Source organism: Micromonospora sp. CA-259024 (assembly GCF_050936255.1).
GTDB lineage: Bacteria > Actinomycetota > Actinomycetes > Mycobacteriales > Micromonosporaceae > Micromonospora.
This window is the reverse complement of the sequence record NZ_JBNJND010000001.1, coordinates 2,969,776-2,988,996: the sequence shown is the minus strand read 5'-3', so window position 1 is coordinate 2,988,996 and position 19,221 is coordinate 2,969,776. Positions and strand designations below refer to the sequence as shown.

At 66.2% G+C, this 19,221-nt stretch carries 17 protein-coding genes and 3 pseudogenes; 10 read left to right on the top strand and 10 right to left on the bottom strand.

The genetic code is table 11. The features are described 5' to 3' along the window. Nucleotides 1–87: 87 nt before the first annotated feature. Nucleotides 88–305, top strand: a pseudogene (locus tag ACQEUX_RS12965) (transposase); the annotation flags it as partial. Nucleotides 306–665: 360 nt separating this feature from the next. Here ACQEUX_RS12965 and ACQEUX_RS12960 read toward each other — a convergent pair. The 4 genes and pseudogenes from ACQEUX_RS12960 to ACQEUX_RS12945 all read right to left on the bottom strand — a co-directional run. Further along, nucleotides 666–1,319 carry an N-acetyltransferase gene (locus tag ACQEUX_RS12960; protein ID WP_433046180.1) on the bottom strand — a complete coding sequence of 218 codons (654 nt, stop codon included), beginning with the start codon at nucleotides 1,317–1,319 and terminating at the stop codon, nucleotides 666–668. A gap of 101 nt (nucleotides 1,320–1,420) precedes the next feature. Further along, nucleotides 1,421–2,104: a GOLPH3/VPS74 family protein gene (locus ACQEUX_RS12955; protein WP_433046177.1), complete on the bottom strand. Its 684-nt coding sequence runs from the start codon at nucleotides 2,102–2,104 to the stop codon at nucleotides 1,421–1,423. A gap of 10 nt (nucleotides 2,105–2,114) precedes the next feature. Beyond that, nucleotides 2,115–3,125: an acetamidase/formamidase family protein gene (locus ACQEUX_RS12950; RefSeq protein WP_433049787.1), complete on the bottom strand. Its 1,011-nt coding sequence runs from the start codon at nucleotides 3,123–3,125 to the stop codon at nucleotides 2,115–2,117. Next, nucleotides 3,125–3,268: pseudogene (locus tag ACQEUX_RS12945) on the bottom strand (amino acid permease); the annotation flags it as partial. The pseudogene ACQEUX_RS12945 and the gene ACQEUX_RS12950, both read right to left, overlap by 1 nt. Here ACQEUX_RS12945 and ACQEUX_RS12940 point away from each other — a divergent pair. The 5 genes and pseudogenes from ACQEUX_RS12940 to ACQEUX_RS12920 all read left to right on the top strand — a co-directional run. Next, nucleotides 3,267–3,464 (top strand): annotated as a pseudogene (locus ACQEUX_RS12940) (thiopeptide-type bacteriocin biosynthesis protein); the annotation flags it as partial. The pseudogenes ACQEUX_RS12945 and ACQEUX_RS12940 sit on opposite strands and share 2 nt — an antisense overlap. Before the next feature lie 31 nt (nucleotides 3,465–3,495). Continuing rightward, the gene (locus ACQEUX_RS12935; RefSeq protein ID WP_433046174.1) at nucleotides 3,496–3,930 is read left to right on the top strand and encodes an NUDIX hydrolase; all 435 of its coding nucleotides are present in this window, start codon (nucleotides 3,496–3,498) and stop codon (nucleotides 3,928–3,930) included. A gap of 34 nt (nucleotides 3,931–3,964) precedes the next feature. After that, nucleotides 3,965–4,357 (top strand): nucleotidyltransferase family protein, encoded by a 393-nt coding sequence (locus ACQEUX_RS12930; protein WP_433046171.1) that lies wholly within the window; start codon nucleotides 3,965–3,967, stop codon nucleotides 4,355–4,357. Then, the gene (locus ACQEUX_RS12925; RefSeq protein ID WP_433046168.1) at nucleotides 4,303–4,533 is read left to right on the top strand and encodes a nucleotidyltransferase family protein; all 231 of its coding nucleotides are present in this window, start codon (nucleotides 4,303–4,305) and stop codon (nucleotides 4,531–4,533) included. The genes ACQEUX_RS12930 and ACQEUX_RS12925 overlap by 55 nt, the downstream gene beginning before the upstream one ends. A gap of 145 nt (nucleotides 4,534–4,678) precedes the next feature. After that, the gene (locus tag ACQEUX_RS12920) at nucleotides 4,679–5,119 is read left to right on the top strand and encodes a hypothetical protein (RefSeq protein WP_433046165.1); all 441 of its coding nucleotides are present in this window, start codon (nucleotides 4,679–4,681) and stop codon (nucleotides 5,117–5,119) included. Here ACQEUX_RS12920 and ACQEUX_RS12915 read toward each other — a convergent pair. Further along, entirely contained in the window at nucleotides 5,074–6,132 is a 1,059-nt protein-coding gene (locus ACQEUX_RS12915) for an IS110 family transposase (RefSeq protein WP_433046162.1), read from the bottom strand. The two genes, ACQEUX_RS12920 and ACQEUX_RS12915, sit on opposite strands and share 46 nt — an antisense overlap. A gap of 876 nt (nucleotides 6,133–7,008) precedes the next feature. Here ACQEUX_RS12915 and ACQEUX_RS12910 point away from each other — a divergent pair. Together ACQEUX_RS12910 and ACQEUX_RS12905 are read left to right on the top strand one after the other, a co-directional pair. After that, nucleotides 7,009–7,473 carry a hypothetical protein gene (locus ACQEUX_RS12910; RefSeq protein ID WP_433049784.1) on the top strand — a complete coding sequence of 155 codons (465 nt, stop codon included), beginning with the start codon at nucleotides 7,009–7,011 and terminating at the stop codon, nucleotides 7,471–7,473. Beyond that, nucleotides 7,470–7,868 (top strand): hypothetical protein, encoded by a 399-nt coding sequence (locus ACQEUX_RS12905; RefSeq protein ID WP_433046159.1) that lies wholly within the window; start codon nucleotides 7,470–7,472, stop codon nucleotides 7,866–7,868. Before ACQEUX_RS12910 ends, ACQEUX_RS12905 begins: the two co-directional genes overlap by 4 nt. Before the next feature lie 518 nt (nucleotides 7,869–8,386). On the opposite strand, the gene ACQEUX_RS12900 is transcribed toward ACQEUX_RS12905, so the two are convergent. Beyond that, nucleotides 8,387–9,253: an ATP-grasp domain-containing protein gene (locus ACQEUX_RS12900; protein WP_433046156.1), complete on the bottom strand. Its 867-nt coding sequence runs from the start codon at nucleotides 9,251–9,253 to the stop codon at nucleotides 8,387–8,389. 888 nt (nucleotides 9,254–10,141) lie between these two features. On the opposite strand from ACQEUX_RS12900, the gene ACQEUX_RS12895 reads away from it, so the two are divergent. After that, nucleotides 10,142–13,600 (top strand): SIR2 family protein, encoded by a 3,459-nt coding sequence (locus tag ACQEUX_RS12895; RefSeq protein WP_433049781.1) that lies wholly within the window; start codon nucleotides 10,142–10,144, stop codon nucleotides 13,598–13,600. Between the two features lie 63 nt (nucleotides 13,601–13,663). On the opposite strand, the gene ACQEUX_RS12890 is transcribed toward ACQEUX_RS12895, so the two are convergent. Together ACQEUX_RS12890 and ACQEUX_RS12885 are read right to left on the bottom strand one after the other, a co-directional pair. Beyond that, on the bottom strand, nucleotides 13,664–13,837 hold the full coding sequence (locus ACQEUX_RS12890) for an IS3 family transposase (RefSeq protein WP_433046153.1): 174 nt from the start codon (nucleotides 13,835–13,837) through the stop codon (nucleotides 13,664–13,666). A gap of 363 nt (nucleotides 13,838–14,200) precedes the next feature. Then, entirely contained in the window at nucleotides 14,201–14,995 is a 795-nt protein-coding gene (locus ACQEUX_RS12885) for a hypothetical protein (RefSeq protein WP_433046150.1), read from the bottom strand. 639 nt (nucleotides 14,996–15,634) lie between these two features. On the opposite strand from ACQEUX_RS12885, the gene ACQEUX_RS12880 reads away from it, so the two are divergent. Then, nucleotides 15,635–16,816, top strand: coding sequence for an IS701 family transposase (locus ACQEUX_RS12880; RefSeq protein ID WP_433049778.1), 1,182 nt, complete (start codon nucleotides 15,635–15,637; stop codon nucleotides 16,814–16,816). Nucleotides 16,817–17,361: 545 nt separating this feature from the next. Here ACQEUX_RS12880 and ACQEUX_RS12875 read toward each other — a convergent pair. Both ACQEUX_RS12875 and ACQEUX_RS12870 read right to left on the bottom strand, forming a co-directional pair. Beyond that, entirely contained in the window at nucleotides 17,362–17,940 is a 579-nt protein-coding gene (locus ACQEUX_RS12875) for an RICIN domain-containing protein (RefSeq protein WP_433046147.1), read from the bottom strand. Between the two features lie 307 nt (nucleotides 17,941–18,247). Further along, nucleotides 18,248–19,087 carry an endonuclease domain-containing protein gene (locus ACQEUX_RS12870; RefSeq protein WP_433046144.1) on the bottom strand — a complete coding sequence of 280 codons (840 nt, stop codon included), beginning with the start codon at nucleotides 19,085–19,087 and terminating at the stop codon, nucleotides 18,248–18,250. Nucleotides 19,088–19,221: the final 134 nt, after the last annotated feature.

The window sequence follows — 19,221 nt, the reverse complement described above, 5'->3', positions numbered from 1 at the left end:
TCCATGGCACCAATCTGCCAGCCGCCAGCCGATCGTTCTGACATGATCGCCGCGACGCAAGACGAAGACCCGAGACCTTCCAGTTCCGGCGTGGCCCCGGGCATCGCCCGACGCGGCACCGGGCACGGGTCAGGACTCGGCACGCGACGGTGGGTCGTCGAGCAGACCATCGCCTGCTGCACTGGTTCCGCCGCCTGCGCATCCGCTGGGAGATCCGCGACGACATCCACGAAGCGTTCCTCACCCTCGCCTGCGCCATCATCTGCCGGCGCCTACTCCAACGCTCAAAGAGTGAGGACCTCTAAGGAAGGGCGGTGCCGTGCCCGGATCGGGGAGCAGATGAGGAGCAACAGGCTGTCCTGAACGGCCTTCAACCGCACTCAATCGCGTCCAACGTCCTTCAACTGCACCCACCCCGACCCGCAGATTTACATTTCGGCAGGTCAGAAGCGGTGCGGCGTCCTGTTTCACACCGAAGAGGTCGCTGGTTCGATACCAGCATCGCCGACCGTTCGTATGTGCAGGTCAGAAGCCCGTTACCGGAGTAGCCGGTAACGGTCTTCTCTGTATGTGTGGCTTACATTGGGCGCAAATCGGGGGCAGCGATGGCGGTCCTGCTCGGGTTGCTGCTGGCGCGATCGGGTTGACCGCCCTCCGGCCGAGGGTTAGACGTTGTGGTCGTGTGCGTAGGACAGCGCTGGGTGGGGCTTGGTGACCGGGCGTGCGTCAGCGGGGTGGTTGGGGTTGCGGCGCAGTGGGCAGATCGCCGGGCCATCGGGCAACGTGATCGCCGGTCGGGAGATGTATCCGTAGCGGGCGTACAGGCGCTGAGCCCCGCTGGTCGTCGCGGTCCAGGAGGGCAGATCAATGCGGTCGAGGCGACTGCGATGGTAGTTGAGGATCGCGCTGCCACGCCTGGTCCGCTGAGCACGCGCTGCGACGGCGAGGAACGCAAGGTCGTAGTGCGGCTCGGTCGGCCGCTGATCGGTGAGGATCTGATCGAGGGCGTCGAAGCGGTGTGCGTGTGGGCCAGCGGCGGCGGTGAGCCGCGTCTGGTAGCTGGCCGGCGGTGGGATCGGGCGGTAGCGGTGGAAGCCGACGGTGGCGGCGCTGAGATCGTCGGTGACGTGGATGTCGCCGTAGAACATGGCGTGCTCCACCCAGATCTCGAGGACGTCGGCCAGGATTCGCCGCCGCAGCCGCGGGTCGGGAACGAGCCACTCGGCGAGAGTGCTGGGGTGTAAGGCGTCGGCGATCAGAGCGGCGACGGGTCCCTTGTCGGCCCAGCGGGCAGCGCGGATACGAGGAACGTCGTTCATGGCGGGGAGCCTCCGGTGTACGAGTCGGGAGTGACAGCAGATGCGGGCCGATCCTCGGGCTGGCGTCGTCGCCGCCCCGCGATGCGTGACGGGGGTGAGGTTCAGCGGTAGGCGGCGGTCGCGAGGTCACCCACGGCGGCGTCGACCGCTGCGGTGATGTCACGGACCTGCCAGTGGTGCTGGTCGGCGACTGTTGTCATGCGCACGGTGAGTGCGGTGGTGTCGTCGTCGAGGTAGAGGTGTGGGGTGAGGCCGAGGACGGCGACCAGTCCGGCGAGGGCGGCCGTGTGGTTGTTAGGCAGTTCATGTCCGACGGCGAGGTAGCGCAGCCGGGCGCGGGGGACCACGGTCCACTTCGTGTCGGTAGGCAGATAGGTGTCGGCGCGGATGAGGCCAGCGAGACGGCGTCGGGTGTGGTGGTGCAGGATCCCGGCGGCGAGCAGACCGGCGCGGGTGCGTTCGTAGAGGTCGTCGGCGAAGCCGCGCAGCCAGGGCCTAACCGTGGCGGCGGGGTGGGCGTGGCGGATCGAGGCAAGCGCAGTGTCGGCGATCAGGTCACCCACTGGCCGGTCGACGCGCAGGCGAAGCTGCGGGGTGGAGGCCGGGCAGGTCGTCTCGTTCGGGTCCAGGGTGACCCGCCCGGCCAGGAACAGGTCGATCAGGACCGCCCCGGCCATGCCAAGGGCGAGGGTTTGACGGTGCACATGGGGCTGGCCGGTGTCGTCGTCGTGGCCGAGGAGGAACAGCTCGTCGCGTAGCGGCAGTTGGGGGATCGACGCGGTCATCAGCTGACTCCTACAGCAGCCCGGCCGCGAGCTGCCGCAGCCGGCCGTGTACCCCGTCGTACGCAGCGCGCGGGGTGGGTAGGAGGGTTTTGTCGACGGCGGAGAGGACGGTGTAGTTCGGGTCGCACACGTTGCCGATCGGTGCCCGCCCTGCCTGCGACACCAGCTGGTAGGCGTCGAGGGTGTCCAGGCCGGTGAGGGTGCTGGCCCAGCCGACGAGGTCGTGGTGGGCGATGCGGTAGGCGTCCTCTAGGGGCCGGGCGCAGCCGACCGACATGATCGACGTGTCGGTTTCCATCCTGGGCCACGGCGTGGACGTGCCCTTGAGTACTTCGACGATCAGCGTGGTGGTGGTCGCGATTTCCACGCCTACGCCGCAGGCCTCACCTTCGCCTTGGCGGGCGTGGCCGTCGCCGAGGGCGAGCATCGCCCCGTGCACGTTCACCCCGAGGTAGACGGTGGCGCCGGCGCGCAGCTCGGGCGAGTCGAGGTTCCCGCCGTGAGTGCCGGGGATGATGGTGGAGAGCGCCTGGAACCCGCCGGGTGCAACGCCGATCGTGCCGATCATCGGGTCCAGCGGCAGATCCACTGTGTGGTCGCTGCCCGTAGCCCGGAAGCGAACCGTCCCGGCCCGCTGGTCGATCCCGTACACCCACACCCGCTCCTGCAGCGGTGGTTGGAGGGTGGCGGTGTGGGTGGTCGAGGTGAGCGCGCCGAAGTGCGGGAACGTGGACGACACACCCCACGTACGGGCCGGCACGATCGAGGCGATGTGAATGGCGAGGGTGTCACCCGGTTCGGCGTCTTCGATGAAAAACGGCCCGGAGACGGGGTTGAGGTAGGGCATGCGGCACACCTGCGACGGCAGATCACCGGGGCCGCGCACGAGGCCACCGAAGCAGTCTTCGGTGAAGACCTGCAGCACGTCCCCTGAGCGCACATGCGCCACCGGCATCCGGGCGCCGAAGGTGTAGGCCAGCTCGTCGGGGCCGGGGGAGTACACGATGCCGTCCATGCCCATCACACCCGCTCCGCATGCAGCCGCCGCGGCTGCGGCTGCGCCGGTGCCAACCCGGACAGCGTCGGCCGCCGCCCGGACAGGTACAGGCCAGCCAGGACGAGGACGCCCAGGGCGAGCCACGCCAGTCCGAGGCGCTGCGCGGCAAACGCAGGCGCAGCCCTACGCCGCCAACGGGAACAGGGCATCCTCACCCGTGGCCTGCGGGCAGTAATCGCCCTGCACGTGATTTTCCACTGGAACAGGCTCGGCCTATCCGCTACCACCCAGGCCAGCCTTGCTCTGGCCGCCCAAGACGCCATCTTCGGCCTGCCCGACCCGCACCTGCCACACCCCGGGTAGACGCACCAGGAACGAGCGGAGGAAAGGCACCATGCCCGAGAAGGTGATGACCGACAAGGTTCTCTGCTACGTCGTGCGGGAAGGGCGCTTGCTCGTCTTCCGGCACATCGACTTCAGCTACGAGGAGGTGGGCATCCAGGTGCCCGGTGGCAGCGTCCGCCTGGGTGAGGACCTGGCGGACGCGGCGCTGCGCGAGGCCCGCGAGGAGACCGGACTGACGGGCTTCACCGTCGTGCGCAAGCTGGGGGAGATCGAGTACGACATCAGCCCGCTCCGCTTCGAGATTCAGCGTCGCCACGTCTTCGAGCTGGCGCTGCACGAGTCGACGCCCGAGCGGTGGGCGAGCCAGGAGAACCACGACGGCGAGCAGGAGCCCACCCAGTTCGAGTGCTTCTGGATACCGTTACGGGCGGCGCACATCCTGCAGTCCGGCCAGGGTGCCCTCGTAGGCCGGTTGTTCGACTGAGCAGGCATCCCAGCAGCGGCAACCGGGGGAAACGATGCGGGAAGACGAACTGCGGGACCTGGTCCGGCGCAGCCCGTGGCTGGTGCGGGCGCTGGGCGTCGTGCGGGACTCCGGCCTGCCGGACGCCTGGATCGGCGCGGGCGCTATCCGCGACCTGGTCTGGGGCGAGCGGTACGGCGACGGCTTCGACCCCGCGGGGGTGCGGGACGTCGATGTCGTTTTCCTCGACGGGGCGGACCTGAGTCGCGACAACGACGACCGGGCCACCCGGCGGTTGGTGGCGGCCTGGCCTGATCCGCCGTGGGAGGCGAAGAACCAGGCCGCCGTGCACACCTGGTACCGGCGAAGTTCGGCGGCGGTCCGGTGGCCGCGTTGCGGACCATCGCTGACGCGGTCGCCACCTGGCCCGAGTACGCCACCGCAGTAGGGGTCCGCCTCGACGCGGACGGCCAGGTCGCGGTATGTGCGCCGTACGGCCTCGACGACCTGCTCGACGGGGTGTGGCGGCGTAACCCGAGCAGGGTCAGCTCGGAGATCTCCCGGCAGCGGCTCGCCCGCCATCGCCCGGTCGAACGCTGGCCCAGCGTCGGCATCGTGACCTGAGCTAGCGCTCGAAGCCCGTGAAGGGGCGCCACCGAGGCCTGCGACCGTGGACCGGGAGCCGTTCCTACCTGCCGGGGTTGAACGCGGGCTTGCGCCAGAACGACACGATGAAGCTCGTCAGCGCGCCTCCGAGGATGGATACGCCATGCGTCTCTTACTGCTTCAGTTGCCTGCGCTCGTCGGGGTGCTCGTCGGCGCTGTTGCGACGTACCTGACCACTGCGGCGCAGGAGCGGAGCCGCTGGCGCAGGCAACAGGCGATCCGCTGGGACGAGCGGCGGCTCGCCGCCTACTCGGACTACGCGCATGCCGTCAAGAAAGGTATCTCGATTGCGGTACGCCTCGCCGCTACGCGGGGCGTTTATAAGGACGACTTTTGGTTTGGCGGGGAGACGAGCGAAGCTGAACTTATCGATGCGGAGAAAGAGCGAACGACCAAGTGGGAAGCGGTGCTAATGCTAGGTGATGAGGCGGTAGTCGCGGCCGCGCGGGAGTGGCACCAGGTGACTTTCCGCCTCATGCGGTTGGCCGTTGGACGCTCCTATGCCGGGTCAAGTGTTTGGGGTGGGGTTTCGAGGCGTCGGTAGATTTCGCGGGCGACGTAGCGTTTGAGGCAGCGTTTGATCTCTCGGTCGGTTTTGCCTTGGGCGCGGCGCCGTTCGGCGTAGGCGCGGGTGTCCTGGTCGCGTTGTAGGCGGGTCAGGACGATGGTGTGCAGGGCGCGGTTGAGTTGGCGGTCGCCTGAGCGGTTGAGCCGGTAGCGGATGGTCTTTCCTGATGATGCGGGGATCGGGGCGGCGCCGGCGAGCATGGCGAACGCGGCGTCGTTTCGGCAGCGTCCGGGGTGGGACCAGGCGGTGAGCACGGTGGCGGCAACGATCGGTCCGACTCCGGTGAGGTCGAGTAGGTCGGGTCGCCAGGAGCGGACGATCGTGCGGATCGCCCTTTCGTGTTCGGCGGCTTCGGCTTCGAGGAAGCGGACGCGGCGAGCGAGGTCGCGCAGCACGGTCAGGCAGGTGAACACGTCGATATCCGCGCTGCTGGAGGGGCGTAGTCGGGTGGCGGTGGTGAGCATGGCCCGGGTGCTCTGGCCGCGGAAGCGGGCCCGCACCACCTCGGGAGCGGTGATCACCAACGCGTGCAGCTGCCGCTGAGCGTCAGCACTGGCTTCCACGGCCGCTCGGCGGGCGGTCAGCCGCACCTGCAGTGCTGCTCGTTGCGCGCCGGTCTTGGGCTGCGCCAGCCGCGTGCGGGCCAGGGCGTCGCGGGCGGCGCGTTCGGCGTCGATCGGGTCAGACTTCGCCCCGGCCCGGCGGGCCGGTCGCAGCGGCCGGTCCAGTTCGACGAGCAGCTCACCGGCATCGGCCAGGTGTCGGGCGAGGCCGGCGCCGTAGCCGCCGGAGCCCTCGAGGGCCCAGGCCCGCAGCCCTGAATGCTGTCCGGCCAGGGCCACCAGCTGCGCGTAGCCGTCTGCGTCGGTGTTGACCGTGATCCGCGCCAAGACCCCGCCGGTGCGGGTATCGAGCAGCGCAGCGGTGTGGGTGTCTTTGTGCGTGTCGACGCCGATGACGACCTCGACCAGATCTGCCAGCATGGACATGCGTTCTCTCCTCACCGTGGGGACGCAAAGGTCCGGTCCGGTGCGGAGATGGCAGGACTGTGATGAGACACGCCAGCCGCTAACTGGCGGTCAAGCTCCTGATCAGGCCAAACGTCTCCCGCCGGGCCGGCGCCGGCAGCAGCGGACGGACAAGTCCAGCCAAAGGCACAAAGCCAGTCAGGCCAAGAGTCACGCCCACCACTGCCAGCTATCAGCTCACCACTGCTGAACCGACCCCGCCATGCTCACAGTCAGTCCAGTGACTTGACGTGGCACGAGGCTGTACATGCTGCTGGTCAAGCGCGAGGTCGTTTCTACGCGGCCGTGCGCCGTGACCTTGGCGTGAAATTCGGGGAGTCATCCGAGCCTTATGAGTGGCAGATGTCCAAATGGTTGGCGGACATTCCCAAAGATCGGCAGGACGTCGCTGCCCATAAAACTGTCGATCCAGAGCGCCAAGGACAGGCTCTCTGATCACGGCGCGACGTTCGCCAATGCTGAATTCCTCGGTCAGGTCTGTTACTCTCGGCCGGCCGTAGATTAGTGAAAGCTCCTGCGATTTTTGCCGCCCTCGCGCCGTGAACTGCTGATGGTCTGGTACTTCCTTGCCTCTGGCCGGCAAGACCGGGTGTCAGCGCTGGACGAATCCCAGAGCCTCGTCACGTAGCCCTTTGAGCACTTCGACGTTTTGTAGTATGACGCCGGGGTCGTGGGTATGGGTGACCTTCAGTCTCGACATCCGATCGAGCACCTCTCCGTCGGCCAGGTTGGCCAGCCAGGCTGCGATCTGCTGGTCGCTCGGCGAGCCGTCTACCCGACTGACCAGATCGACCAGGTCGGTGGGAACCGGCAGATCAGCTCAGTTCTCGTGACAGGCTGCTCTCCCTCAACGGTGCTTCAATTCGCCTCGATGGTCGCATCGAGCCGACTGCCCGCGTTGCAGTGACCTACAACCTTACGGTCGCTGACATCCACACGTACTACGTGTTGGCTGGTGATACGCCGGTCCTCGTTCACAACACCAATGGATGCGCATCGCTGAGTCAGTCAACATTGGATGAGGCATTCAACCTCGCCAACACTCCTCAGAAACTGGAGCATGTGATTGACCCTGCAAAGCACGGATTTGGAGATCTTGTTACTGCTGCGGGTGGCAGGTCCGAGGCGATGCGCTCAATCGTCGATAGCCTGAACTGTTCTTGCGGGCTTCCCGCGAGCGGGCCTTTCGAGGTGCAGCGTGTACTCTATGGCGAGACTGTGACCATTCGGGGTGCCATGGTGAATGGTGTACCTCGAATAGGAACGGCATTCATTCCATCGAAGTTCCCCGGAGCGCCATGATGAGTACTTATCTAGAGAACGGTCAGGGTGATGAGTTCCCTCGCCCTCTGACCACCCTTGAACACCAGGTGATCCGGGCGATTCTGATCGACGACTGCCCTGGCGTGGCGGAGCTAAGGGCGCAGCTTGACTCAGCAAAGGTATCGGCTAAGTGGCAGCCGAGCGGGTCGCCGAGTATCGATCTCGACACATCGGCCGATCTGCCTACTGCACAAGTAGCGGACGGCGTACTGCCGGTCGTTGCCCACGTCTACGATGAAGCTAAAAACTATGTCGGCGAGTTGCTTGTCTGGCTTTCAGGGGGACGACTTTCGTCGCTCGAATTCGCCTGGGTGACGGACGAGATGCCGATCTCCCTACCTCCCGTGAGTTCGATTAGAGTCAGCCGTCGATAGTTCTTGTGGCGACTCTTGGGCGAGGGTTCGTCTATCGCATTGACAACGGAGTGGAGCCATTACTGATGGTAGTGGCTCCACTCGGTTGTGTGCCAGTGGGCGTGGTTGTTTGCGTGGGTTGCTGTCACGCGCTTGGGCCTGCTGCGTCATTTGCGTCTCGGGGAAGATGCGGCATTTGGCTTCTTGATTCTGTGTCAAGCGCTGCATATTTTGCATAGCTGCGCTGCCGTAGCCGCAGGCTGTAGTATCAGCGCATGCGCACCCAGAGTGCGCATCAATGCGGATCGTGGGGGTTCAAGTCCCTCACCGACACGAACCCCTTGCCTACGGTAGGCGAGTCGCGACGGGTAGGCGCGCGCTGTTTTCTGGTGACGGGACGTCCCCGATGGTGGGGAGCGGGGCGCGGTGGGACCCAGCGCTGTCCTGCCGACCTGCCCCCGTTTATCCCCCGAAAACCCCCGCCTGCCATTGACAACCAGTAACAAGAAGCGACCACTGTTTGAGCCTGCCTGTGCAGCTCAGCGCCTATTTTTGGCAATCAATGTGCTGGTGAGTAGCGCGGCGACGAAGTCGTGGGGGTTGATGGTGGTGGGGCGGTCGCTGACTTGGCCGTCGCCGAGTTCGATGACGCGCCATATGCCGTCGTCGCGTCGGGCGAGGTCGACGGTGACGAAGGGCAGGTCGAGGGCGGCGACCAGCGGCGTGATCGTGGCGAGGCCGACCTCGGCGGGTGGGAGGTCGTTGGGGGTGTCGGGATGCGCGCCGACGAGTGCGCAGGTGCCGTGGGTCCACCAGGTGCGTACTTCCGCGGTGGTGAAGTGTTCGAAGGAGCGCAGGACGAACCCGCCGGTGAAATCGTCGGCGCGCAGATCCAGGAATCGGGCGGCGATCTGCCACGCGGCGGTGGCGTCGGTGAGGTCGGGAACGAACACGGCTTCGTGCCAGTGGTGTTTCATCGACTTGGTGTAGTCGCGCAGCACAGCAGGCCCGTCACCGAGTTGCGCGCGGGCCCGGCCGAACGCGGTCCGATCTGCGCTGGTGGTCCAGGTGGAAGTCGGGGTGACCGCCGCGAGCGCGTGGTACCAGCCGGGCAGTTCGTGGGCGCAGCGGTACTGGTCGCTGCCGGTTCGTAGGGTCACGCCGCGGACGGCCAGCGCTTCGGCGAAGGCCCTGTACTGCTCGCTGCGCAGCATCCAGCCGCGGTAGACCGCGACGCCACCGGCCGGCACCGCCGCGACCGCCCGTAGCGGGTCGCCCTGGGTCAGGGCGTCGTGATCGACCACCGCGACGTCGAACCCGGCAGCGCGGGCGGCTTGCGCTTCGGCAGCGAAGTGGTCGTCGGGTCGGCATGGCCACAGAGGGTTCGCGGGGACCAGCAGCATCATCTGGGCATCGTGCCCGAGGCGCGACAGAAGGCTCTACCTGATATTCCGATCGGGAGGTGGTCCTGATCCTGTCTAGCTGTCTGGCTGCTTGCCGTAGGGGAGAGCGGCAGGTTCCTTCGGCTCTCGGCGGACCCCCAAGCCCGTACCTTCGTGGCATCGATCTTGAGGCCGGCGCTGGTCAGGTCCGGCCGGCCCGTCCCGCGTCCCCGATCCGACGCTGTTGCCCATGTGCCGCGGCACATGAGCGCCGCCGATCTCGGCTTCGGGCATGATGTGTGCGTGGAGATGAATCGCCTTGTCGGTGCTTTTGTCGTGGAAGTCGGAGTGCGGCAGGCATGGCCTTTCATCGGCTTCTGCAACCAGACGCACTCGAACGGTGCCACCGCAGTCTGGGGAAGGGGCGGCCGCGGGTGAGCGGGAGCCGACGTGGATGGCCGAGCGGATCCGCGCCCTGGGTGCCAGCACCGACCTGGCAACCGCCGCGGCGGTGCTCGGCATGTCCCGCTCCGCCGCCTACAAGCTGATCCGCCGCGACGCGTTTCCCGTGCCGCACTTCCGCGTCGGGGCTCGTCTGGCCGTCGTGACCCATTGTTCGATCGGCACGCTGTCGGCGCAGAACGCCATCGTGGTTGCTATTGCGGTGGCGAGCAGGGTGCCGCCGGCAGCGGTGATCCACCGACCGTCACCCCGTTCTTCGAGCAGATGGGGCCGACGAGGCACAGCCGCGTGCATGCTCTCGTCGTCGCGGCCCTGCCCCCGGCCGCCTCCAGCGCGCCCACACCGGTGCCGCTGGTGACGAGGATCGGCCGGGGCAGCGGGCTCTTCGGCATCGCCGCGCCCGGCAGGCGACATGGTTCCGGTCGTCGTACGTAGGATCACCCCGTGTGGATGGGGAATGTCGACGTGCCCGAGGAACTGATCGACGCGCACCGGCGCGGCCAGTTGGTCATCTTCGTGGGCGCCGGTGCCTCCATGAGTCCTCCCTCCCGCCTGCCGAATTTTAAGGTGCTAGCAGAGGAAGTCGCCACCGACGCGAACATCCGCATCGATCCGGCAGACCCGCCGGACGTGCTGCTCGGCAAGGCCGATGCGAATCCGCTGCTGGACGTGCATAAGCGTGTGGCGACACGGATCGGAGACCCTGCATCGCAGCCAAACGGGCTGCACAAGGCGATCGCAGCCCTGGCGACCTCCGGCCCGAATATTCGGATTGTGACCACCAACTACGACCGGCACCTCTCGGTTGTCCTAGGCGACTACGAGCCGATGGAGTACCACGGGCCGGCGCTTCCCATGGGCGACGACTTTGAGGGCCTGGTCTATTTGCATGGCACTCTCGCGCAGGAGCCCCGCCATCTCATCGCGACGGACGAGGACTTTGGGAGGGCCTATCTACGAGACGGGTGGGCTGCCCGGTTCCTGGAACGCATGTTTGCGACGTATACCGTCCTGTTCATCGGCTACAGCCACAACGACGTAGTCATGACCTATCTCGGCCGGGCGCTGCGCCCTCCGAGTAGGCGGTACGTGCTGATCCAGGAACCGCCTAGCTCGTACTGGCGGCACCTGCGGATCGAGGCCGTCGCCTACCAAGTGGTAGACGGATCCCACGCCGGCCTCACCGAGGTGGTCGAAAAGTGGGCCTCGCGGTCGTCCATGGGTCTGCTCGACCATCGCCGACAGGTCGCGCAACTACTGTCAGCGTCGCCGTCCGGGGTCCCCGAGGAGATGTCATACCTGGAGAGTGTTCTGGCCGACGACGACAAGGTGGGCTTCTTCATCGAGCACGCGCGCAGCGCGGAGTGGTTGTCGTGGGCTGCACACCGTCCCCAGTTCCGGCGGCTGTTCGATGGATCGCCCGACAGGTCGCCCCTTGCCGACTGGTTCGTCGAGCACTACGTGATGAAAGAAGAACACAGCCTCGCCGCGCTCGCGTTGGTGCAGTCTGCGGGCGGTCGGCTGGGGCCGGCGGTCTGCTTAGCGATCGGCCTGCACCTGCACAGGCGGCAAGCGGGCCGCCCGGAGTGGCTCTCACCGTGGTTAGTGCTGTTGGTGCGCGACGCGCCGGAGTCTCGAGATCGCTGGCTCGACTTTGCGCTGGTTGCCTCGCGGTGGCCTGAGGACCGTGCCACCGCGCTGCTGATTTTCGAGCACCTGACCGAGCCTCAGGCGGTGTTCCAACGGTCTTTCCTGCCCGATCGGCCGCCGACGTTCGACCTGCGCGTGCGAGGCGACTCACATTGGCTACCAGAGGCGTGGCAGAAGGTGTTTGCTCCGCATCTTGGGCGAGCGGCATCCGAAGTCATCGGCATCGTGGACGGGCACCTGCGCCAGGCACATCGCATGCTCACCGCCGCAGGTGTCTCGAACCCGGGGTGGGATCCGCTGTCCTTCGGGCGGGCCGCAATCGAGCCGCACCCGCAGGACCAGATCAACAGGCCGATTGACATCCTCGTGGACGCTGCCCGAGACTGCCTGGAAACACTGCTGGCCGGGCAAGCCGGCATCGCATACCTGGACGCCTGGGCTGCCTCGGACGTGCCCCTGCTACGTCGGCTGGCTGTCCATGGCTGGGCGCAACGTAGTGACGTCAGCGCCACCGCCAAGGTTGCCTGGCTGCGCGAACGGGCATGGCTTTTCGACAGCCAGCTGTGGCATGAGGTCTTCCGCCTGATCGAGGTCGCTATCGGCGGCACCGACCGGGAGGTGGCGGATGCGGTCGTCGCGGACGTGCTGGCGACATCGCAAGTCAACGTTAGCGACTACCAGAAGTACACCGCTCTGGCGTGGATCGCGCGACATGCGCCCGAGCTCGAAAGCGTCCGCGTCGCCTTGGCGGGAGCTCAGGCCGTGCACCCCGAGTATCGGGAACGGGAGCATCCCGAGTTTCGCCGCTGGTTCGAGAGCGGCTGGGTGGCAGCGAATCCGCCCATGTCCGTCGAAGCGCTGCACCACCGCATCGAGGTGGATCCTGCCGCCGCCCTCACCTCCCTACGACAATACGAGGGAATCGATGTCCCTTTCGACGGCCCGTCCTGGGACGATGCCGTCAACCTGGTGATAGAGACGGTCCAGAGCCACCCCGGGGACGGGTTCCGCCTAATTGACGTCGAGGGTGGTGGCCATGCGGGCATCGTCGGCGCTGTTGTTCGCGGCTGGTCCGGCGCGGCTCTGGATGACACCGCGTCAGCAGCTGTCGTTGAACAGCTCGGCGGCGTGCAGCTGGCCGCGGCTGCGGCTGCGGGAGACGTGGCCCGCATGTTGGGCGACGACGGCGGGAACAAGGCAACGCGGACCGTGTGGCACGGCGTCCCCGGAGCACGGGATCTCGCCGTGAAAGTCTGGGCGGCGCTGGAGAGCAAACCAACCAGGGACCCCGCCGGGGACGACTACCTCACCGCTGCGATTAACCATCCCGCGGGCTGGCTCGCACAGTTCTGGCTGGATGCCCTCGCGGCCGATTGGCGAGCCGCGACGGACAGCTGGACAGGTCTGCCGGCGCCGATGCGGTTGCGGCTGGAGGAACTGATCGCCAGCGATGACGATCGAGCGGCGATGGCGCAGGTGATTCTCGCCAGCCGTCTGCATTTCCTACACGGCGCCGACCAGGAATGGGCTGACCGCACCATCCTGCCGCTGCTCGATTGGGGCGACGAGGCCCGGGCACGGCGCGCCTGGGACGGGTTCCTGTCGTGGGGCCGATGGAACGACCGTCTCCTTGAGGCCGGGCTGCTTGATTTCTACCTCGCAACGGCCGGACGCATCGGCCAGTTCCGCGAGGACATCGGGCATCAGATCCCCGAACAACTCGCTGCCGTCGCCGTCTTCAGTGATACCGCCCCGACCGCTGACGGATGGGCCCGAACCTTCACCCGTACCACCGACACTAAGACACGAGTTGAGTGGTTGCGGCGCGTTGGTTGGCTACTGGCAGAGTTGGACGCCGACGCGGTCGAGCACCAGTGGAGCCGGTGGATGCGCCCATACTGGGAGGATCGGCTCAAGAGCACCCCGATCGAACTAACCGTCGACGAGGCATCGGCCATGGCCACCTGGGCGGTGTACCTCACCAAATCTGTCGGAGACGGCGTTGCGCTGGCGCAGCAACACTCGGCCCATCTAGATCGGCATTCGCGCTTCCTCGACGATCTGGCTGAGCGCATCAGTCAGGCGCCTACCGATTTCGCGGAGCTCCTCGTCCACCTGCTGCGCGGCACTCAACCACCTTTTTACGACGGCTACCAACTCTCGGCCATGGTTCGATCATTGCGAAGCGCCGCCGTCGACGTCAATCCCATCATCGAGCAGGCAGTGCGACTGGGCTGTAGCGACGCGCCAGGCTGGTGAGTCAGGTCGGATCACGGTGAGTCGGTGATGTGCCCCGGCTTCCTTGGAGTCGTGTTGGTGGACTTAGGCTGCGGACGTGATGAACGGGTGGAGCCTTTCATACTCGATCGGGGTGAGCGTGCCGAGCGAGCTGCGGCGGCGTTGCCGGTTGTGGAAGATCTCGAGGTAGTCGAAGATCGCGCTGGCCAGTTCGATCCGGGTCTTCCATTTCTTGCGGTTGAGCAGTTCGGTTTGCATGCGGCCCCGAACGATTCGACGACCGCGTTGTAGTAGCAGTCGCCCACGGATCCCATCGAGGGGACGAGTCCGGGAATCGCGGGCGCGGCGGGTGAACGCCCGGGACGTGTACTGGGCGCGTGGTCGGAATGGATGATCGTGCCGGTGGGCCGGCGGTTGCTATGGCCATGGACAGGGCGTTGGTGACCAGGTTCGCGGTCTATGATGCGTCGATGGACCAGCCCACGACTCGGCGGGAGTTGACGTCGAATACGACAGACTGTTCACGGATTGATCTTGGCAACGTTTGCCCAGCTCGCGCCAGCTGTTCCGGTCATGGTCTCCCGCGAGCCGGGTCTCGCGGATCATGATTGGAGACAAGATTTAGGCGTCTTCCGACGAGACGACGCGAAGCCCCAACCCAGCTAGGTACGTCGCAGTCGTCGCCCACCGGCCGTCGCTGCCCGGCCAGATAAGTGCGGCACCGGTGCTGTGCACAAGCTCGATGAGGTCGCGTTCCGGCCGCAGCGGCACGAGGATGGCATGTCGTACGTCGTCTACGTGCCGCGTGTAGTCGGCGAGCTGTCCGATCGCCTCTCGAATGCTTCTCCGGTCGCAATCGGCCTTGGCCTCGATCAGTAGCTGATATCCGGGGATGGTGAAGTCGTTGAACAGCGGCTTGCAGCCAGGGGTGTGGTAGATACGCCAGCGATGGGCAGGACGGCCCTGGCTGATCAGGTACTGGCAGAAGCGATGTTCGAGCCGCGCCTCCGGACGCAGTAGCTCGAAGCTCGCCGGAGCAAGGGGCGGACCGCCGATCAGCTCGTGTCGCTGTAGAGGAGCGACCTCCGCACGCCCTGAGGAAGCCGGTTCGAAGAAGCGATCCGGCACATGGATCGCATAGCGCACCGGGGCCAACCGAAAGACCCGCACCTCGGTGCCGACCCGGTCGGATTCGCGGGGAAGGGCCGTGTACTCCACGTCCTCCAGCACGAACGAGTCGAGGTACCGGTACACCGTAGCGCCGGACCATTCGATGACGTGCAGCACGCGGCCTTGCTCAAAAGATCTTAGGACGACGTCGTTGAATTGGCGTGCCGAGGCACCAAGGTAGTGGTACCGATCGGCGATCCAACCGGTGCGCGGCTGCATGCCTTCCGCCCGTGCAAAGAGCACCACGTGTGAGCTCCGCCGAGAGTAGGCGATCCCGGTGTGTCGCGAGAACCCGAACTCATCGCTCAGGCGCCTCCGATCCGTGAAGTCCCCGGTCCGAAGTTGCCAGTAGTCGGACGTCACTCACCCTCCATCTGACTTGCTGATGCAGTCAACGTAGTCCGGAGGTGGGACACTCAGTCCGCTTCACGTTCTATGGTCGAGCCGCTGCACATCGACTCCATGGCGCTGGGGCCGGAAGTAGCCAGCACGACAGGCACCAGAGCACGACAGGCATAGGAACGCAGGCGCTACGCACCCGGGCCGCCCAACGCCGCCTCGATCCGCTGGTTGACCGTCGCGGTCTGCCTGCCGCTGGTAAGGCTGCTGAACAACGGAACGGGTCTTCGTCTGCTGTCACATACGGGTGCAGCGGGTCGCCGCACCGAGCCTCAACGTTGACCGTTGGAGGGTGGCACGTCGGCGGGGACTAGTACTCCAGCCGCACTTGCCTGATCTAGAGTTTCGGCAGCTCATCGGCGGGATCGGCTGCCGAGTCATGCCGGCCGTGTAGCTGCAGACGTCGATGCTATTCGCCGGATGGGTCACGTGGTCGCACCGTCTGTCTGTTGTGGTCGGTCGGAGGGCGGGCAGGCTTCCGTGCTTGTGTTGATCGATGAGATCGTGGGCTGGCGGGCGGGGTTGGACGATCTGCTGGCGCGGTTCGCGCACCGGTTCGGGCGTGCGGAGCCGCGTCGGCAGGCGCTGACCTACCTGGTCGGGTTGCTGTCGCCGTTGGCGAGCAAGAACGGCTGGACTCTGGCCGAGGCCGCCGGCGATGCGACGCCGGACCGGATGCAGCGGCTGCTCAACCGGTCCGCGTGGGATCCGGACGCTGTTCGTGACGACCTGTTCGCCTACGTGAGCGAGCATCTCGGCCACGACGACGGGGTGCTGATCGTCGACGAGACCGGCTTTCTGAAGAAGGGCATCAAGTCGGCCGGGGTGCAGCGCCAGTACTCCGGCACGGCCGGCCGGACGGAGAACTGCCAGCTCGGAGTGTTCCTCGCCTACGCCAGCCCGGCAGGGCGCATCCTGGTCGACAGGGAGCTGTATCTGCCCCGTGGCTGGTGCGACAACCCCACCCGCCGTGCTGAAGCCGGCATTGCCGCGAACGTCGAGTTCGCCACAAAGCCTGCGCTGGGACTGCGGATGATCGAACGCGCCATCACCGCCGGCCTGTCCGCGAAGTGGGTCACCGCGGACGAGGCGTATGGACAGGACTCGAAGTTCCGGACCTGGTTGCAGCAGCAGCGCATCGGCTACGTCCTGGCCGTGCCCCGCAACCAGCGGGTCCCGACCATAGCCGGCAACTCCCGCCCGGACGTCCTCGCCGCCGCCGCGCCGGCCCTGGCATGGAAGCGCCGCAGCTGCGGCAACGGCGCCAAAGGGCCACGGCTCTACGACTGGGCGGTGGCCTCCCTGCCCGGCGCCGCCGACGGATACGGCCACTGGCTGTTGATTCGACGCAGCATCACCGACCCCACGGACCTGGCCTACTACCTGTGCTTCGCCCCCACCGGCACCCAGGACGAGGACCTGATCCGCATCGCCGGGACCCGGTGGGCGGTCGAGGAGTGCTTCCAGACCGCCAAAACCGAGGTCGGTCTTGATCATTACCAGGTGCGTCGGTACGACGCCTGGTACCGCCACATAACTCTCGTTCTGTGCGCCCACGCCTACCTCGCCGTCACCGCCGCCCACGCCAAAAAGGGGGCGTCGGACACGATGACGGCCTCATTCCGCTCACCCTCGGCGAGGTCCGACGTCTGCTGGCACACCTGGTGACCACCGTCAGACCCTTCGACTACATTCATCGATGGTCACGATGGCGACGCCGACACCAGTACCGCGCCAAAACAGCCCACTACCAGCGGAGACTCCAACTCCACCAAGTGCGGCTGGAGTACTAATACTGCAACGGCAGTTAGCGAATCGAGTTCGGCTCGCGTTCGTTGTTCTGCCTGTGACGGACGTTGATGTCGATCAGTGGCATGGCGAGTTGGATCGGTTGCATGGGCGGACCGGGCCTCGGTTTCGCCGGGCGGAACCACGGGCGGCGGGCGCCGACGGCGCGCAGCGAGCTGACCACGCTTCTCGTACTGCTACTCACCTCGGCCGCGCTACTGGCGCTATGTCTCTGCTGCGCCTCCTGGCTATACAACTAATCCCGGCTCGGCTCGACAACCACCGGTGCGCGCTTACTGCCTTGGCAGTACTAAGGACGGGAACAGATCGGGCCGGGCCAACGCTCAAAAAGCCCGGCCCGATGCCCACGCGCTGAACCCCGGAACGCGACACAAAATGCCTTGGGGGAATTCACATCATCGTTGCTAAGAACGGGGCAGGAAGAAATCCCAAGCCTGGTCTTGGTAAGGAAGGCATTGATACTGCGTTAGCTGCGCGCCCCAAACGGTGCTCGGAGATCGGAGGCAGTTATTGCGCTCCTTGTTCCGGAAGCGGACGCCTCCACCAACGCCGGCATCCTCTATGAACCAATACATGTCGTTAAAATGATAGGAGCAATCGCCTTGCCCGGCTTTGGCGCTGGACCCGGCAGGCATGAACAGACACTTCTGGCTGTTCACGTTCTGGATCAGATAATACGGCCCCTCAGGCGTCGTATAAACCGGAATGAAATTCCACTTCTGATCCTTGTATGAACCGCATTGGTACTGCGTGACCGGGGCCCATTCCGCGTTACTCGGCGCCAGGGCACACAGGCGGGAGTAACCACCATTGTAGAGCCAGAGGTTATCGTCCGGCGGCGTAACCGGTTCACCTATCGAACGGACTGCTGTGGCACTCGCTGCGGATCTGGCCGGATCGACAGAGACAACGAGAGGAATAGCAAGCACTAGGATCGCAAGGCTCGTAAGGAACTTCCTTGCTTTCCCTGAGACCGTCGTCATCGGCGCTCCAATTCAGTTGCTGGGTGGCGAACTATCCACATGCGAGCGCAAATTTAACACTTAGGTTGATCTTGGACAAGTTCTCTGCAGAGCACCTGGCACCAGCCCAACTGCTCCGGGCGGCCCTACGTGACCTCACCTTCGACTTGCTCGGCCGGATGGTTCAGATACCTGCAGCTTGTCGGCGCGTCCTCGTCTGCCGAGCCTGCTGCCGACTGAGTTCGGTCCTGCCGGGTGGACGGTGCGCTCGTCACCCGTTACTGGACGGCTGGCTCCGGCCGCTCGTGCACGCCGATGGCTGCGCGTGTCAGGCAGGAGGCGGGGGTGTCGGCGTGGCGGGGATGGGTTCGCGTCGGCTTCGCCGGCGTCCTTGGCTGTATCGAGGGTCGAACCCGAGGTACGCGACGCGTAGGGCATCGGCGGTGGTGTGCCGGACCCTGTCGGGGTGCGGGTAGGCGAGCCCCAGGTCGCGGGCTGGTGGGTCGTTGAGGTAGTCGGCGAACGGGCAGCCTGTCAGATGCATGCAGTACTCGATCTGGTTGTTGCAGGGTCGGCACAGCAGGCCCCGGACCTGGTTCGTGAAGTGGTCGTGGTCGATCGAGGTGCCGACACGGCAGCCGCAGGCGTGACACCAGCGGCCGGCTGCTGCGGCGGGGGCGGCTCGTACCTTGCCCAGGGCGGTGTCCGGCCCTTGGTGGCCGGGCCAGTCCGCTCGTTCTCGACAGCGTTGCCGTCCGCGCACCAGAGCGGGGTCGATGTCGACCTCGACCAGTTCCACCAGCCACCGTGCTACTCGTACCTGCCGTACCGCGGTGACGCCTCGTGGAGCGTGGAGGTGGTGGACGGTGTCGCTGTGCCACCAGCGGAGCTCTTGCTGGTGGAGGTAGAGGCCGGAGTTGTCGCCGCGGCGTGGCTTGCGCCCGCATGCCGGGCCGTCGCCGTGGCACAGGTGGTAGCGGCCGTCGCTGCCGAGGGCGGCGGTGACGGACTGCTCCCGCTGCCGTTCGGGCGCGCGGCGTAGGCACGGGACGGGTGACTGTTGCCGGACCAGTTCATCGACGCCGACGTAGTCCAAGCTGCCGTGGAGCTTGTCATAAGCGAAGTGCCAGGGCAGCGCCTCGCGCCGGTGCTCCGGCAGGTCGGCCACCCCTCGAGCAACAGTCGCTGGCTGGCGGGATGCCTCCGCCTGGCTCGCCCGCTCGCTGGTGCGAGCCCGGATCGGGGGAGCAGGTTGGGAGCAGCGGAGTGTCGTGAAAGGCCTTGAGCTTCGCCCAACGACAT